The organism is Sphingopyxis sp. GW821-FHT12C06 (assembly GCF_058807415.1).
On record NZ_JBXAQR010000003.1, the window covers coordinates 295,895 to 311,714 of the forward strand.

The window sequence follows — 15,820 nt, forward strand, 5'->3', positions numbered from 1 at the left end:
GCGCACCCTTTTGCGCAGGCGAGCCCTTTTGGGTGGCTTTTGATGTCATTTTGCGATGAAATGGGGTTCTGAACCCTATTTCACCCTAATTTACCCCTTTTCACCCCGATCTATAGTTGGTAGTCAGGAATCGGAGAGGGGCAATCTCCACCTGAGTCTTTTGCGCCGGAATCTGCGATTCCGGGATCAGGGAAGTTTTGCCCGGTGGCGCGATTACGGGGGGCGAAGCGATGGCGGTTGTGACCCCGGGTCAATATGCGGGCACCAACTTCGCCGCGATCGATGGCAAGGGACGCATCGCCGTCCCCTCACAATTCCGCAACAATGTGCCCCTGAATGCGGATGGCCAGCGCGTGCTCTGGGTCGGCTTCCACGAAAAGCTGCCCTGCCTGGTCGCCTATGGCCAGGATCAATATGACCGGCTGAACGGCGAAATCGAGCGCGACCGCGACACCGCGCTCGCCCGCAACCTCGACTTTGACGAGGATGCCGAGTTCAAGAAACGCTTCAGCTATACCGAGCCCTACGCGCTCGATGATAGCGGTCGTTTTCTGCCCAGCTTCATCCACCGCGACCGCGTCGGCGATGCCGGCGCGACGGCTTTTGTGGGGTCGGGACGCCGCTTTGAAATCTGGTGGCTGCCGACCGTCGCCGAATGTGTAGATGCCGATCCCGTCTTGCAGCGTCTCGCCGCCGCATGGGATGCCGCAAAAGGGAAGGGGCGCAAATGACCGGCCTTCCGCGCGATCCGCGTCATGATCCGGTCCTTCGCGATGAAATCGTCTCCGCGCTCGCCATTGCCCCCGGCGAGTTGCATGTCGACGCGACCTTTGGTGCCGGCGGCTATACTCGCGCGATGCTTGCTGCGGGCGCCGATGTGATCGCCTGCGACCGCGACCCCGACGCGATTGCCGAAGGGCAGGCGCTGGTCGACGCCAGCGAAGGGCGGCTGCGGCTCGTCCACGGCCGTTTCGGCGAAATCGACCGGCTGCTCGCCGAGCAAGGCGTTGCTGAGGTCGACGGCATCGTTTTCGACATTGGTGTGTCGTCGATGCAGCTTGATCGCAGCGAACGCGGCTTTTCCTTCCAGAAGGACGGCCCGCTCGACATGCGCATGGCGCAGGACGGCGAAAGCGCCGCCGAATGGCTTAATCGTGCGGACGAGGCCGAGATCGCCGACATCCTCTTTCACTATGGCGACGAGCGCCAGTCGCGCCGCGTTGCGCGCGCGATCGTTGCTGCACGCCCGCTCAGCCGCACCGGCGAACTCGCCGTCGTGATCCGCAAGGCGCTGCGCCATCCGCCCGGCGCGCCCAAGGACCCCTCGACGAAAAGTTTTCAGGCGATCCGCATCCATATCAACGGCGAACTCGACGAGTTGAACGCGGGTCTCGCCGCCGCCGAACGCCTTCTCCGTCCGGGCGGCCGCCTCGCGGTCGTCAGCTTCCACAGTACCGAGGATCGCATCGTGAAGAATTTCTTGCGCGAACGGAGCGGGGGCGATGCCGCCGGTTCGCGCCACCGGCCCGCGCCGCTCCCTCTGGCGCGGGCCGCAACTTTCGAGACCCCGGCGCGCAAGGTGCGGCCGGGCAAGGCCGAAGAGGCGCGCAACCCGCGCGCCCGTTCGGCGACGCTGCGCAGCGCGGTTCGCACCGCGGCTCCTGCCTGGCCCGACAGTTCGACCCAAGGAAATTCAGGGAAGGAGGCGATGTCATGTTGATGGCTGCTCGTAAACTCCAGGGAATCGGCCTGGTCCTGCTCGTGCTTGTCTTTGCGATGATCCTTTATCCCGTGTCGCTGAAGGTCGCGGCGACGCGCAGCGAATTGTCGCGCATCGAAAAGCAGATCGACCGGACGCGCGACAATATCCGCTATCTCGAATCCGAACTCGCGGTGCGCGCCTCGATGCGTCAGCTCGAACAGTGGAACGCCGACACCTTCGGCTATTCGGCGCCGTCGGCCGGCCAATATCTGTCAAACGAACGCCAGCTCGCGTCTTTCGATCGCCTGCCGCGCGCGCGCGGGGCGAATGATGTCGCGCCGGTGCTGATGGCCATGGTATCGCCGGTCGGAACGCCCGCGGCGGCAAAGGCCGGCCCGGTCGCCACGCCCGTCACCGCCGCCAAGCCGATCCAGATCGCGCAGGCAGAGGCCTCGGATATTCGCAGCGACGCCGCGCCGCGCATGACGCCGACGCGTCGCCGCGAACAGTTGAAGATGATCGAGGATCAGCTACTCGCTGAATCGACCCTCGCCGATCTCAAGCGCGCGGCGGCGGCCGAAGCGGCTGGAGGCAAGTCCGGCCGATGAACACGCTGGTCGTCCGTCCAGCCAGGGTTCGCACCGCAGGGGTGCGGCAGCAGATCTTGCTGACCGCGCAACAGCGGCTGATGATCCTGATGTTGCTGTTCATGGCGGCCTTTTTCCTGGTGTCGGTGCGCCTCGTCTATTTCGTCGTCTTTGACGCCGGAACGGGGCGCGGTAACGGCTCGGCGGCTTTCATTCCCGCGCGTGCCGATATCGTCGACCGCAACGGCGTCCCGCTCGCGCGCACCATCGACGGCTACTCGATCCGTGTCGTGCCCGAGAAACTGCTCAACAACCGGCAGTTTCTCGCCGACGAACTCCACAAGATTTTCCCCGACATGACCCGCGAGGAGCTGCTGGCCAAGGTCAGCGGATCGCGCCCGACCTATATCCGTCGCCGCGCGCTGCCCGATCAGGTCGCGGCGGTGAATGCGATCGGCGACGTCGGTTTCGACTTCCCGCGCGAAAAAGAGCGGCTTTATCCGCAGTTGACGCTCGCTGCGCATGTCATGGGCTTCCTCAATGCCGAAGGCCATGGCGTCACCGGGGTCGAAGGCGCGTTCGACCAGCGGCTGATCGACAAGGCGACGCGCGGCCAACCGCTGGCGCTGTCGATCGATACGCGCGTACAGGGTGTGCTCGAAAGCGAACTGTCCAACGCCGTCACCAATTTGGAAGCGATCGGCGGGGCAGGGATCATCCTCGACGTCCACACCGGCGAAGTCGTAGCGATGACCTCGCTGCCGACCTTCAACCCGAACAAGCTGACGGGCAGCGATCCCGCAACGCGGCGCAACGCGGTCACCTATAATCTTTATGAGCTGGGTTCGACCTTCAAGCCGCTGACGGTCGCCGCCGCGATCGACGCCGGGACGGTTACCAGCATGGCGCGCCGCTATGACGCGACCCAGCCGCTCCCGATTGCGGGTTTCCGCATCCGCGATTCGCACAATATGGGGCGCTGGCTCAACGTTCCCGAAACGCTGATCCACAGCTCGAACATCGCCACCGCGCGCATCGCCGACGAGCTTGGCCGCGAAAAATTGGAAGCGATGTTCCGCAGCCTTGAATTCGACGGGCGCCCCGACATCGAGCTCAAGGAACGCGCTTTCCCTCTGTGGCCCAAAAATTGGGGCCGGCTGACGACGATGACAACCAGCTATGGCCATGGCATCGCGGTGACCCCGCTGCATCTCGCCAGCGCTTACGCCGCGTTGGTCAATGGCGGCATTTATCGCCCCGCGACCATCTTGAAACTGGGCGACAAGGCGCCGCCGCAGGGCCGCCGCGTGTTCAAGGCCGCGACCAGCGCGCGGATGCGTCAGCTGCTCCGCCTGATCGTATCCGACGGCACCGGCAAAAAGGCCGATGCCCCCGGCTTCCGCGTCGGTGGCAAGACCGGCAGCGCCGAAAAGCCGGGCGCTGGTGGCTATCGCCGCACCTCGCTCGTCTCGACCTTCGCCGCCGCTTTCCCGATGGACAATCCGCGTTACGTCATCCTCGCGATGATCGACGAGCCCAAGGGCAATGCCTTCAGCTCGGGCCAGCGCACCGCGGGCTGGACGGTCGCGCCGGTCGTCCAGAAAGTCGTGATGCGCGCCGGGCCGATGCTGGGGGTCTTCCCCGACGAGAGCCGCGACGTCGACGTGTCCGAACTGACGCCGCTGCTCTGGAAAAACGGGGAAGGCGAGTAATGCGCCTCGCCGCTCTGCTCGGCGATCAGGGGCCGGCAGGGGCGGACCCGGTGGTGACCGGGCTCGCCATCGACCATCGCAAAGTCGCACCGGGAACGATCTTTGGCGCCTTTGTCGGCGAAAAATTCAACGGCGAAGATTATATCGCAGCTGCGATTGCTGCGGGCGCGATCGCGGTCGTCGCGCGTCCCGAAGCACGGGTCGAGGGTGCGGTCCATATTGCCGACGCCAATCCGCGCCGCGCCTTTGCCCATATCGCCGCGCGCTTCTTTCACCGCTTTCCCGCGACCTGCGTTGCGGTCACCGGCACCAACGGCAAGACCTCGACCGTCGAAATGACGCGCCAGCTCTGGCGCATGGTGGGGTTTCAGGCCGCGTCGATCGGCACGCTTGGCATCACCACGTCGAACGAGAGCGCCTCGACTGGCCTCACGACCCCCGACATCGTTACCTTCCTCGGCAATATGTCGGGCCTCGCCGCCGAGGGCGTTACCCATGCGGCGTTCGAGGCGTCGAGCCACGGCCTCGACCAATATCGCACCGAAGGGCTGGTGGTGAAGGCGGCTGCTTTCACCAATCTTAGCCACGATCATCTCGATTATCATGGTACAATGGAGGCCTATCTCGCCGCGAAGATGCGGCTGTTTACCGAAGTGGTCGACGCGAACGGTGTAGCGGTGCTCTGGAACGACGATATCTGGTCGCCCGTCGCCCTAGAAACGGTGACGAAGCGCGGGGTGCGCCTGATGACCGTCGGCGCGACCGGCAAGGATTTGCGCCTCGTCTCGCGCACTCCGACCCAGCTTGGCCAGTCACTCGTCATCGCCGCGGGCGATCTGACGCAGAAGGTCGAACTGCCGCTGATCGGCGCCTATCAGGTCGCCAATGCGCTCGTTTCCGCCGGCCTCGTCATCGCGACCGGCGGCGATGTCGCACAGACCCTCGCCAATCTCGCGCGGCTCCAGCCGGTGCGCGGCCGCCTCGAACGCGCGGCGATCACTCGCGCGGGTGCGCCGGTCTATGTCGATTACGCTCATACGCCGGACGCCATCGAGGCCGCCCTCGATGCGCTGCGCCCGCACGCGACCGGCCGTCTGATCCTGGTGTTCGGCGCGGGTGGCGATCGCGATCAGGTGAAGCGCCCCGAAATGGGCAGGGTTGCAGCGGCCAAGGCAGAGGTTCTGATCATCACCGACGATAATCCGCGCGGCGAAGACCCCGCGCTCATCCGTGCCGCCATTGCGAAGGGCGCGCCGGGCGCGCAAATCATCGGCGACCGGCGCGCCGCGATCGCCGCCGCGATTGCCGAGGCGCGCGCCGATGACATCATTTGCATCGCCGGCAAGGGGCATGAACAGGGCCAGATTGTCGGCGCGGGCGCCGAGATGCGTGTCATTCCCTTTGACGATGTCGCCGTCGCGCGCGAGTGTGCCGCATGACCCCGCTATGGACTGCCCGCGCTATCGCTGCCGCCACTGGCGGAACGGCGAGCGCCGATTTTACCTTGCAAGGCGTTGCCTTTGACTCGCGCGAAGTGACCAAAGGCGATCTGTTCGTCGCGATGCGCGGGGAGGCGACCGACGGGCATAAGTTCATCGACAAGGCGATCGCTGCGGGCGCTGCGGGCATCGTCTGCGAAACCGCGATCGACCATCCTCACATTCTCGTCGCCGACAGCGTGGCGGCGCTGAACGCACTTGGCACCGCGTCGCGCGCGCGCGGCCATGGGCGGATCATCGGTGTGACCGGATCGGCGGGCAAGACGGGGACGAAGGAGGCGCTATTCGCCGCGCTCGACCGTTTCCGTCCGGGGCGGGCGCACCGCTCGGTCAAAAGCTATAACAACCATGTCGGCGTTCCACTCAGCCTCGCGCGCATGCCCTCGACCGCCGATTATGGCGTGTTCGAAATGGGGATGAACCATGCCGGCGAACTCGCCGAGCTGACCCGTATGGTCCGCCCGCATGTCGCGATCGTCACCACCATTGCGCCCGCACATATGGAATATTTCGGCAGCGAAGAGGCGATCGCCGACGCGAAGGGCGAGATTTTCGAAGGGCTTGAGCCCGGCGGCACCGCGATCCTCCCCTTCGACAGCCCGCATTATGCGCGGCTGCGCGCCAAGGCCGAGCAACATGCTGCGCATGTCGTCAGCTTTGGTCTGGGCGAGGGCGCCGATGTTCGCGCGGTCGACTGGCTGTCCGACGGGCAGGGTGGTTCGCTCGTCACCGCACAGGTGCAGGAAGCCTTGCTCTGCTTCACCATTTCGCAGGCCGGTGCGCATTGGGTGTCGAACGCGCTTGCGGTGCTGGCGGCGGTCAAGGCGGTCGGCGGCGACCTGCCCGCCGCGGGGCTGGCCTTCGCCGAAATGGGCGGGCTTGCCGGGCGCGGCGCGCGGCACCGGATTGCGGTGCCCGGCGGCGACCTGTTGCTGATCGACGAAAGCTATAATGCCAACCCCGCCTCGATGGCGGTCACCATCGAACAGCTCGGCCGCGAATCTGCGATGCGCCGGGTGGCGATTCTGGGCGCGATGAAAGAGCTGGGACCGGACGGAGAGGTCTATCATGCCGCGCTCGCGACTCCGCTCGTCGCGGCGGGAGTGCAATTCGCCCTGCTCGTCGGCGAAGAGATGGCGCCGCTTGCCAAAGCGCTTGAGGGGCGTATCGATTTCGCGCATGTGGCCGACCAACCGGCTGCCAAGGCGCGGCTGGGCGACTTGATCCGGGCCGGCGATGCCGTGCTGATCAAGGGATCGAACAGTGTCGGCCTGTCGCATCTTGTGACGGCGCTGACCAATGGGGAATATTGATGCTTTACTGGCTAGCGGAATGGCTTGGCTTTCCGGGGGTTCTTAATCTCATCCGCTATCTGAGTTTCCGCTCGGGCGCCGCCGTGGCGACCGCGCTGATCCTGGGATTGTGGATCGGGCCGCGCTTCATCCTGATGCTGCGCATGCGGCAGGGCAAGGGCCAGCCGATCCGCGAAGACGGCCCGCAAAGCCATCTCGCCAAGCGCGGCACGCCGACAATGGGCGGGCTGATGATCCTGATTTCGCTGATGGTATCGGCGCTGCTGTGGATGGACCTGTCCAACCGGTTCGTCTGGGCGTGCCTGTTCGTCACCGGCGGTTTCGCCGCGGTCGGTTTCATGGACGATCTCGACAAGGTCACCAAGGCCAGTCACCGCGGGATTCCCGGCCGCGTCCGGCTTCTCATCGAATTTGTCATCGCCGGAGTCGCGGTGCTGCTGATCGTCTCGCGCACCGGGACCGACCTCTATCTGCCCTTTTTCAGCGACACCGTGATCCAGCTCGGGCCGCTTTACTATGTCTTTGCGATGGTCCTCATCGTCGGCTTCGGCAATGCGGTGAACCTCACCGACGGGCTCGACGGGCTCGCGACCTTCCCGGTGATCATCGCCAGCATGGCGATGCTGATCATCGTCTATCTGTCGGGCAATGCTAAGTTCGCCGGCTATCTGGGTATCCCGCATGTCCCCGGCGCAGGCGAGCTTGCAATCTTTGCCGCCGCGATCATCGGCGCGTGCCTGGCATTTCTCTGGTTCAACGCGCCTCCCGCTGCGGTGTTCATGGGCGATACCGGCAGCCTCGCATTGGGCGGCGCGCTCGCAACCATCGCCGTCACCGCGCAGCATGAACTGGTGCTCGTGATCATCGGGGGGCTGTTCGTGGTCGAGGCGCTGTCGGTGATCATTCAGGTTTTCTGGTACAAGCGCACCGGCAAGCGCGTGTTCCGCATGGCGCCGATCCACCATCATTTCGAACAATTGGGCTGGCCCGAATCCACCGTCGTCATCCGTTTCTGGATCGTCTCGATCGTCCTCGCACTCGCGGGACTCGCGACGCTCAAACTCCGTTGATCACCTCGCGCGCCTTTGCCGGTCGCCGTTATGCGGTGCTGGGGCTGGCGCGCTCGGGGCTGGCGACCGTCGAGGCGCTGATCGCCAGCGGCGCGGGGGTCACCGCGTGGGATGACCGCGAAGCCGCGCGCGACGAAGCGATGGCGCTCGGCGCCGACATCGGCGATCCGCTGGTCGTCGACCTGATCGGCTTTGCCGGGGTCGTCGTGTCGCCCGGAGTACCATTGAACCGCCACCCGATCGCTGCCCATGCGCGCGAAGCGCATGTCCCGGTGATCGGCGACGTCGAGCTGTTCGCCGAAGCCCGCGCCGAGCTGCCGCCGCACCGCGTCGTCGGCATCACCGGCACCAACGGCAAGTCGACCGTCACCGCGCTGGTCCACCATATGCTTGAAAGCGCGGGCGTGCCGTCGCTGATGGGCGGCAATATCGGCCTGCCGATTCTCTCGCGCGACCCGCTCCCCGAGGGCGGGGTCTATGTCCTCGAACTGTCGAGCTATCAGATCGACCTGTCGCACGACCTCGCCTGCGATATCGCGGTGCTGACCAACATCACCCCTGATCACCTCGATCGCTATGATGATTTCGCGGGCTATGCGGCGTCGAAGGCGCGGCTGTTCAGCCTGCAGCGCCGCGATCAGGTCGCGATCGTCGCGGTCGATGACGATCCGTCGAAGATGGTTGCAGGCCGTATCAACCACCGACTCCACCGCGTCTCGGCGAAGGATATCGATCCCGTCGACCAGATGCGCTGGCCCGCGCTGCAGGGACCGCACAACGCCCAGAACGCCGTCTGCGCGATCGCAGTGTGCCGCGTGCTCGGCCTGAACGACGAACAGATTGAGCGCGGCCTCGCGACGTACAACGCGTTGCCGCACCGTATGGAATTGGTCGGCGAAGCCCATGGCGCCCGCTGGTTTAATGACAGCAAGGCGACCAACGCGGCTTCCGCTGCACCGGCGCTGGCGGCATTTCCGCCGGCGCCGGACCAGCGTCTCCACTGGATCGCCGGCGGGAAGGCCAAGGGCGATGGGCTGGAGGCGTGCCGTCCGTGGTTCGGGCACATCAAGCGTGCCTATCTGATAGGTGAGGCGATGGAGCCCTTCGCCGCTGAGATCGGCGATGCGATCCCGGTCGACCGCTCAGGCGACATGGCGACTGCGGTCGCCCACGCTGCCGCCGCTGCCCAGCCGGGCGATATCGTTCTCTTGTCGCCGGCCTGTGCATCATTCGACCAGTTCAAGGATTATGAGCAGCGCGGCGATGTGTTCCGCGAGCTTGTTCGGCAGCTCGACGCATGACCGGCAATATGGACAATCTCGACGCGACGCCGGAAAAGCCGGTGATCGCGGCACAGCGCTCGACCAAGCGCCGCGGCCCGCGCCTCAGCCGCGCCGACCGCACCCCGCTGGGTCTGTGGTTCTGGGAAATCGACCGCGTATTGCTGCTTCTCGTGTCGATCCTCATCGCGGTCGGGCTGGTCGCGGTCGCCGCGGCATCGCCGGTGGCGGCGCAAAAGCTGTCGACCTCGACCGCCTCGCTCGATCCGCTCTATTATTTCTATCGCCAGCTGATGTGGGTGATCCTCGGCGTCCCGGTGATGCTGATGGTGTCGATGCTGCCGAAGCAGCAGGCGCGGCGCTTCGCCATTTACGGCACGTTGATTTTCGTCGTGCTGCTGTTCCTTGTTCCGCTCGTGGGAACGACGGTGAACGGCGCCCAGCGTTGGATCGGCAGCGGTGCCCTCCGGCTTCAGCCGTCCGAATTTCTGAAACCCTTTTTCGCGGTGTCGCTCGCGTGGATCCTGTCGCTGCGCCTGCACGACCAGAGCCTGCCCGTCGTGCCGCTCAGCCTCGCCTTTACCGGCGTCATCGCGCTCTTGCTGATGGGGCAGCCTGACCTCGGGCAAACGATCATCTTCGCCGCGACCTGGTTCGTGCTCGTGCTCGTCGCCGGCCTGTCGATGCGCATTCTCGCCGGGCTCGTCGGCGCGGGCTTTGCCGGCCTCGTCCTCGCTTATTTCTTTTACCCGGTGGCGCAGCAGCGCATCAACATCTGGCTGTTCGCACAGGGCGACAGCTTTCAGGTCGACAAGGCGCATGCGACGCTGACCGCGGGCGGGCTCGTCGGCACCGGTCCCGGCGCGGGGCTCGCCAAATTCCAGCTGCCCGAGGCGCACACCGATTATATCTTCTCGGTCATCGGCGAAGAGTTCGGGATGATCGCCTGCCTCGCGATCGTCGCCATCTATCTGGCGATCATCGTCCGCGTGCTGGTGCGCCTGCTTGACGAAGAAGACAGCTTCCTGATCCTCGCGGTCGCAGGGCTGATCGCACAGTTCGGCGGCCAGGCGACGATCAACATGGCGGTGAACACCCAGCTCTTCCCGTCGAAGGGCATGACCTTGCCCTTCATCAGCTATGGCGGGTCGTCCTTCATCGCTTTGTCGATCGGCATGGGTTTGCTCTTGTCGTTGACCCGGCGGAACCCCTATGCGGCACGGGTGTCGATGACCCGCAACTGGAACAAGAAATGACCGCAACCCGCCACTTCCTGCTCGCCGCCGGCGGGACCGGAGGGCATATGCTGCCCGCCTATGCCCTCGCGGGCGAATTGATCGCGCGCGGCCATCGCGTCGCGCTTGTCAGCGACGACCGCGGGCTGCGCATTCCCGGCGCGCCCGCAGAGATGGAAGCCCATGTCCTTCCTGCCGGACGCGTGTCGGGCGGTCCGATCGGCTGGATCAGGGCCGCGCTCGCGATCCGAAAGGGGCGGGCCATGGCGATCGACCTGATCCGCGACTTCGACCCTGCCGTCGCGGTCGGCTTCGGCGGCTATCCTTCGCTTCCCAGTCTGCTCGCCGCGCGCGCGACAAAGCGGCCGAGCGTGGTTCACGAACAAAATGCCGTGCTCGGGCGCACCAACCGGCTGCTCGCTTCGCGGGTCAACGCCATCGCGGTCGCCTATCACAACATCCAGCGTCTGCCCGCGGCATGTGAGGATAAGCGCCACCTGACCGGTAACCCGGTGCGCGAGGAAATCATCGCGATCCGCGACGACGGTTTTCCGCCGCTGCCCGAGGATGGCATTTTCCGCCTGCTCGTCGTCGGCGGCAGTTTGGGCGCAACGGTGCTGAGCGAAGTCGTCCCCGCCGCGATCGCGATGCTGCCCCGCGCGCTGCTCGACCGCCTGCAGGTCGTCCAGCAGTGCCGCGAGGATGATATCGAAACGGTGCGCGCCAAATATGCCGAACTCGGCGTCGCCGCCGAATGCGCGTCCTATATCCAGGATTTTCCCGAGCGGCTGCGCTGGGCGCATCTGGTGATTGCACGCGCGGGCGCCTCTACCGTCGCCGAACTCGCCTGCGCTGGACGGCCGGCGATCTTCGTGCCCTATCCGCATGCGATGGATAATCACCAGACTTACAACGTCGTCGACATGGTCGAGGCGGGAGGGGCAGTGGCGTTCCAGCAGCCCGATTTCACCGCCGGCGCAGTGGCTAAGCATATCCAGCGCATGGCGCTCGAACCCGGCGCACTCGAGGAAGCGGCCGAACGCGCGGCGAGTTGCGGCCTGCCCGACGCGACCCGCGACCTCGCCGACCTCGTTGAATCGCTCGCTGCACCGCCGATGATGGACGTGATCCGTCTCGGCGCGACCCCGCAGCGCGCCCGGACCAGCGGCATCGCCGCTGCACGCAAGGAAGCTCAATAATGCGCGGCGTCGCAACCGATATCGGCACTATTCACTTCATCGGCATCGGCGGCATCGGCATGTCGGGCATCGCCGAGGTGATGCACAATCTTGGCTATCAGGTGCAGGGCAGCGACATCGCCGACGGCTATGTCATCGAGGGTCTGCGCAAGCGCGGGATCAAGGTCGCGATCGGGCATGAGGCATCGAACGTCGACGGCGTCGCGGTCGTCGTCACCTCGACCGCGGTCAAGCGCGGCAATCCCGAGGTTGAGGCCGCACTGGCGCAGCGCATTCCGCTCGTCCGCCGCGCCGAAATGCTCGCCGAACTGATGCGGCTGAAATCGACCGTCGCTATCGCGGGGACGCACGGCAAGACGACGACGACCAGCCTCGTTGCGGCGCTGCTCGACGCGGGCGGGATCGACCCGACGGTGATCAATGGCGGCATCATCAACAATTATGGTTCGAACGCGCGCCTCGGCGCCAGCGACTGGATGGTCGTCGAGGCCGACGAGAGCGACGGCAGCTTCCTGCGCCTCGACGGCACGATCGCGGTCGTCACCAACATCGATCCCGAACATCTCGACCATTATGGCAGCTTCGACGCGATCAAGGACGCCTTCGTCGAGTTTATCGAAAATGTGCCCTTCTATGGCGCCGCGATGCTCTGCCTCGACCATCCCGAGGTGCAGGCGATCATCCCGCGCATCCGCGACCGGCGGATTGTCACCTACGGCTTCTCCGCGCAGGCCGACGTACGTGGTACCAATGTGACGCCCGGCGCCGAGGGCAACAGCTTCGACGTCGTTGTGCGCGACCGCGATGGCAACAGCCGGACGATTGAGGCCATTCACCTGCCGATGTCGGGCCGCCACAATGTCCAGAACGCGCTCGCCGCGATCGCGGTCGCGCTCCACATGGGCGTCAGCGACGACAAGATCGTATCGGGCTTCAACGGCTTCGCCGGCGTCAAGCGCCGCTTCACCAAGGTCGGCGAGATTGCGGCGGGTGAGGGCGTTGTCACCGTGATCGACGATTATGCCCACCACCCCGTCGAAATCCGCGCCGTCCTCTCGGCTGCACGCGAAGGCGTCGGGACCGGCCGTGTCGTCGGCGTCGTCCAGCCGCACCGCTTCACGCGCCTGCGCGACCATATGGACGATTTCCAGCAGGCGTTTAACGACGCCGACATTGTGCTCGCGCTGCCCGTCTATGCCGCAGGCGAGAGCCCGATTGACGGCGTCTCTTCGGATACGCTGGTGGCGGGATTGCGTGATCGGGGGCATCGTCAGGCGAATGTCGTCGCCGACGCTGCTGTGCTCGCTTCAGCCATCGCAGATGCGGTGAAGGCCGGCGAACTTGGCGCGGGTGACAAGATCATCTGCCTCGGCGCAGGCGATATCACCAAGATCGCGGCGGGCTTGGCTGCGGCGGTGGAGGCTGCATGAGTGCAGTCGAAACCCTTCCGGCCGTACGCGGCAAGCTGACGCAGCAGGCCCCGCTGGCGCCGCTCGTCTGGTTCAAGTCGGGCGGTCCCGCCGACTGGCTGTTCGAGCCGAAGGACGCCGATGACCTCGCCGATTTCCTCCGCGACCTCGATCCCGCCGTGCCCGTGATGGCGCTCGGCCTTGGATCGAACCTGATCGTCCGCGACGGCGGCTTTCCGGGTGTCGTTGTCCGGCTCGGCAAGGCGTTCGCCAGGGTTGAAGCGGTTGACGCAACGACGCTGCGCTGTGGCGGCGGTGCATCGGGCATCCTCGTTTCCTCGACCGCGCGCGACGCCAGCATCGCGGGAATGGAATTCCTGCGCTCGATCCCGGGCACCGTCGGCGGTTTCGTCCGCATGAACGGCGGCGCCTACGGCAGCGAGGTCAAGGATATCCTCGTCGATTGCGATCTCGTCTTGCGCTCGGGCGAACGTCGCACGCTACCGCTCGCCGAGCTCGGCTACACCTATCGGCACAGCGAATTGCCCGAAGGCGCGGTCGTCATCGGCGCGACCTTCCGCGGCCGCCCCGGCGAACCCGCCGTCATCCAGGCCGAAATGGACCGCATCTCGGCGAGCCGCGAAGCCTCGCAGCCGCTGCGCTCCAAAACCGGCGGCTCGACCTTCAAAAACCCCGATGGCCACAAGGCTTGGCAGCTCGTTGACGAGGCTGGTTGCCGCGGCTTCACCATCGGCGGCGCGCAGGTCAGCGAGAAGCACACCAATTTCCTGATCAACACCGGCGATGCGACGAGCGCAGATATCGAAGCACTGGGTGACGAAGTTCGCCGTCGGGTGAAGGACAAGAGCGGCATCGATCTGCACTGGGAGATTCAGCGCGTCGGCATGTTTGCCGGAGCGCCAAAGGAGAACGAAGTGGGTAAGGCGAAGTGAGCCGGGGTCCGTGGCATGTCGCCGTCCTGATGGGCGGCTGGTCCGCCGAACGCGAAGTGTCGCTGATGAGCGGCAATGGCGTCGCCGACGCGCTGGAATCGCGCGGGCACAAGGTCACGCGGATCGACATGGACCGCGACGTCGCCCTGCGTCTCGCCGAAACCAAACCCGACGTCGTGTTCAACGCGCTCCACGGCGTCCCGGGTGAGGACGGCACCGTGCAGGGCATGCTCGACCTGATGGGCCTTAAATATACCCATAGCGGCCTCGTCACCTCGGTGATCGCGATCGACAAGGAATTGACGAAGCAGGCGCTGGTGCCGCATGGTATCCCGATGCCGACGGGGACGATGGTCGACAGCGAAAGCCTCTTTACAGTTGACCCTTTGCCGCGCCCCTATGTGCTGAAGCCGGTCAACGAAGGCTCGTCGGTCGGAGTCGCGATGGTCAAGGACGACAGCAATTACGGCAACCCGATCGCGCGCGGCGCGGTGGGGCCGTGGCAGGAATTCGACCGCCTGCTCGCCGAACCCTTCATCAAGGGCCGCGAACTCACGGTTGCGGTGCTCGCCGATCAGGCACTTGCGGTCACCGAGCTGCGCGTCAAGTCGGGCTTCTACGACTATGACGCCAAATATACCGAGGGCCTGACCGAACATGTCTGCCCCGCCGATGTGCCCGATGATGTGGCGCAGCGGATGAAGGATCTGGCGCTGCAATCGCACCGCCTGCTAGGCTGCAAGGGCGCTTCGCGCTCGGACTTCCGCTGGGACGACGAACATGGCCTCGCGGGCATCTTCCTGCTCGAGGTCAACACCCAGCCGGGGATGACGCCATTGAGCCTCGTTCCTGAACAGGGCCGTGCCGTGGGCATGGACTATGCCGAACTGGTTGAACGCATCGTGGGGGAAGCGTTGTCATGAGCAGCACACGGATCAAGCGGGCCACCGCGCCGCCACGGCGGCCGACGCGTACGCCGAAGAAGCGGCGGCGGGTCAAGGTCTCGCGCCTTAACGCAATCATCAACGCGCTGCCGATCAGCCCGCAGCGGCTGCAAAAGGTCGCCAACTGGACGATCGGGCTCAGCCTGTTCGCGGTCGCGGGCCTGCTCGCGCACGCCACCGGCGTCACCGCGAAGGTCAATGAGGAATGGGCGCAGGTCGTCGGGCGGGCAGGGTTCCAGGTCAAGAAGGTCGAGGTCGTCGGCGCTGACCGCATCGACCGGCTGAAAGTCTATGACATCGCGCTCGCGCAGAAGGACCGCTCGATGGCGGCGGTCGATATCGAGGATTTGCGCCACGATCTGATGCGCTATGGCTGGATCAAGGATGCGCGCGTGTCGCGGCGCCTGCCCGACACATTGGTCGTCGATATCGTCGAGCGGACCCCGGCGGCGATCTGGCAGCATAATAACCGCCTGTCGCTGATCGACGAACAGGGCGTCGTGCTCGAACCCGTCACCGTCGCGACGATGCCCGACCTGCCTCTGGTGATCGGGCCCAAGGCGAACCAGCGTTCGCAGGATCTCGACCGCTTGCTGGCCGAAGCGAGCAGCCTCAAGGAATTGCTCGCGGGCGCGACCTGGGTCGGCGATCGCCGCTGGGACCTGCGCTTCCGCAGCGGCGAGACGCTGTCGCTTCCCGAAGGCGAGGCTGACGCCAAGCTCGCGCTCGCGAAATTCGCGCATATGGACGGCGCCAATCGCCTGCTCGGGCGCGGCATATTGCGCTTCGACATGCGCGATCCAAACCGCTTCGTGCTGCGCCTGCCGCACGAGGGACAGGTCGCCCCGGCGAAGCTCGACGAAGCGCGCGCCGCGGTCGATGCCGTCGCCGTCGCCAGCGCGGCGGAGAAGGGATAG

Annotated in this window: 14 protein-coding genes; all 14 read left to right on the forward strand. The window is 65.6% G+C overall.

The window, feature by feature from the left end; translation table 11 throughout:
• Nucleotides 1-230: 230 nt before the first annotated feature.
• From AC1RRJ_RS10370 to AC1RRJ_RS10435, 14 genes are read left to right on the forward strand one after another with little or no spacing between them, the layout of a single operon-like run.
• Nucleotides 231-731, forward strand: coding sequence for a division/cell wall cluster transcriptional repressor MraZ (locus AC1RRJ_RS10370; RefSeq protein WP_493122302.1), 501 nt, complete (start codon nt 231-233; stop codon nt 729-731).
• Nucleotides 728-1,720, forward strand: coding sequence for a 16S rRNA (cytosine(1402)-N(4))-methyltransferase RsmH (gene rsmH / locus AC1RRJ_RS10375; protein WP_493122304.1), 993 nt, complete (start codon nt 728-730; stop codon nt 1,718-1,720). Before AC1RRJ_RS10370 ends, rsmH begins: the two co-directional genes overlap by 4 nt.
• On the forward strand, nt 1,720-2,310 hold the full coding sequence (locus AC1RRJ_RS10380; protein ID WP_493122306.1) for a hypothetical protein: 591 nt from the start codon (nt 1,720-1,722) through the stop codon (nt 2,308-2,310). The genes rsmH and AC1RRJ_RS10380 overlap by 1 nt, the downstream gene beginning before the upstream one ends.
• Nucleotides 2,307-4,001 carry a peptidoglycan D,D-transpeptidase FtsI family protein gene (locus AC1RRJ_RS10385; protein ID WP_493122308.1) on the forward strand — a complete coding sequence of 565 codons (1,695 nt, stop codon included), beginning with the start codon at nt 2,307-2,309 and terminating at the stop codon, nt 3,999-4,001. The genes AC1RRJ_RS10380 and AC1RRJ_RS10385 overlap by 4 nt, the downstream gene beginning before the upstream one ends.
• On the forward strand, nt 4,001-5,440 hold the full coding sequence (locus tag AC1RRJ_RS10390) for a UDP-N-acetylmuramoyl-L-alanyl-D-glutamate--2,6-diaminopimelate ligase (RefSeq protein WP_493122310.1): 1,440 nt from the start codon (nt 4,001-4,003) through the stop codon (nt 5,438-5,440). Before AC1RRJ_RS10385 ends, AC1RRJ_RS10390 begins: the two co-directional genes overlap by 1 nt.
• Nucleotides 5,437-6,813, forward strand: coding sequence for a UDP-N-acetylmuramoyl-tripeptide--D-alanyl-D-alanine ligase (locus AC1RRJ_RS10395; RefSeq protein ID WP_493122312.1), 1,377 nt, complete (start codon nt 5,437-5,439; stop codon nt 6,811-6,813). The genes AC1RRJ_RS10390 and AC1RRJ_RS10395 overlap by 4 nt, the downstream gene beginning before the upstream one ends.
• On the forward strand, nt 6,813-7,883 hold the full coding sequence (gene mraY / locus AC1RRJ_RS10400; protein WP_493122314.1) for a phospho-N-acetylmuramoyl-pentapeptide-transferase: 1,071 nt from the start codon (nt 6,813-6,815) through the stop codon (nt 7,881-7,883). Before AC1RRJ_RS10395 ends, mraY begins: the two co-directional genes overlap by 1 nt.
• Nucleotides 7,880-9,184 (forward strand): UDP-N-acetylmuramoyl-L-alanine--D-glutamate ligase, encoded by a 1,305-nt coding sequence (murD, locus tag AC1RRJ_RS10405; protein ID WP_493122316.1) that lies wholly within the window; start codon nt 7,880-7,882, stop codon nt 9,182-9,184. Before mraY ends, murD begins: the two co-directional genes overlap by 4 nt.
• Entirely contained in the window at nt 9,181-10,419 is a 1,239-nt protein-coding gene (locus AC1RRJ_RS10410) for an FtsW/RodA/SpoVE family cell cycle protein (protein ID WP_493122319.1), read from the forward strand. The genes murD and AC1RRJ_RS10410 overlap by 4 nt, the downstream gene beginning before the upstream one ends.
• Nucleotides 10,416-11,597: an undecaprenyldiphospho-muramoylpentapeptide beta-N-acetylglucosaminyltransferase gene (murG, locus tag AC1RRJ_RS10415; RefSeq protein WP_493122321.1), complete on the forward strand. Its 1,182-nt coding sequence runs from the start codon at nt 10,416-10,418 to the stop codon at nt 11,595-11,597. Before AC1RRJ_RS10410 ends, murG begins: the two co-directional genes overlap by 4 nt.
• Entirely contained in the window at nt 11,597-13,027 is a 1,431-nt protein-coding gene (gene murC / locus AC1RRJ_RS10420; RefSeq protein ID WP_493122323.1) for a UDP-N-acetylmuramate--L-alanine ligase, read from the forward strand. The genes murG and murC overlap by 1 nt, the downstream gene beginning before the upstream one ends.
• A complete protein-coding gene (murB, locus tag AC1RRJ_RS10425) occupies nt 13,024-13,959 on the forward strand; it encodes a UDP-N-acetylmuramate dehydrogenase (RefSeq protein WP_493122325.1) in 936 nt (311 codons plus the stop codon). Before murC ends, murB begins: the two co-directional genes overlap by 4 nt.
• Nucleotides 13,956-14,882 (forward strand): D-alanine--D-alanine ligase, encoded by a 927-nt coding sequence (locus AC1RRJ_RS10430; protein ID WP_493122327.1) that lies wholly within the window; start codon nt 13,956-13,958, stop codon nt 14,880-14,882. Before murB ends, AC1RRJ_RS10430 begins: the two co-directional genes overlap by 4 nt.
• Complete coding sequence (locus tag AC1RRJ_RS10435) at nt 14,879-15,820, forward strand: cell division protein FtsQ/DivIB (RefSeq protein WP_493122329.1); 942 nt, start codon at nt 14,879-14,881, stop codon at nt 15,818-15,820. Before AC1RRJ_RS10430 ends, AC1RRJ_RS10435 begins: the two co-directional genes overlap by 4 nt.

Bases quoted from the DNA above. Each gene is read 5' to 3' on its own strand.
- AC1RRJ_RS10370 (WP_493122302.1), top strand. From the start codon at position 231: ATGGCGGTTGTGACCCCGGGTCAATATGCGGGCACCAACTTCGCCGCG.
- rsmH (WP_493122304.1), top strand. From the start codon at position 728: ATGACCGGCCTTCCGCGCGATCCGCGTCATGATCCGGTCCTTCGCGAT.
- AC1RRJ_RS10380 (WP_493122306.1), top strand. From the start codon at position 1,720: ATGGCTGCTCGTAAACTCCAGGGAATCGGCCTGGTCCTGCTCGTGCTT.
- AC1RRJ_RS10385 (WP_493122308.1), top strand. From the start codon at position 2,307: ATGAACACGCTGGTCGTCCGTCCAGCCAGGGTTCGCACCGCAGGGGTG.
- AC1RRJ_RS10390 (WP_493122310.1), top strand. From the start codon at position 4,001: ATGCGCCTCGCCGCTCTGCTCGGCGATCAGGGGCCGGCAGGGGCGGAC.
- AC1RRJ_RS10395 (WP_493122312.1), top strand. From the start codon at position 5,437: ATGACCCCGCTATGGACTGCCCGCGCTATCGCTGCCGCCACTGGCGGA.
- mraY (WP_493122314.1), top strand. From the start codon at position 6,813: ATGCTTTACTGGCTAGCGGAATGGCTTGGCTTTCCGGGGGTTCTTAAT.
- AC1RRJ_RS10410 (WP_493122319.1), top strand. From the start codon at position 9,181: ATGACCGGCAATATGGACAATCTCGACGCGACGCCGGAAAAGCCGGTG.
- murG (WP_493122321.1), top strand. From the start codon at position 10,416: ATGACCGCAACCCGCCACTTCCTGCTCGCCGCCGGCGGGACCGGAGGG.
- murC (WP_493122323.1), top strand. From the start codon at position 11,597: ATGCGCGGCGTCGCAACCGATATCGGCACTATTCACTTCATCGGCATC.
- murB (WP_493122325.1), top strand. From the start codon at position 13,024: ATGAGTGCAGTCGAAACCCTTCCGGCCGTACGCGGCAAGCTGACGCAG.
- AC1RRJ_RS10435 (WP_493122329.1), top strand. From the start codon at position 14,879: ATGAGCAGCACACGGATCAAGCGGGCCACCGCGCCGCCACGGCGGCCG.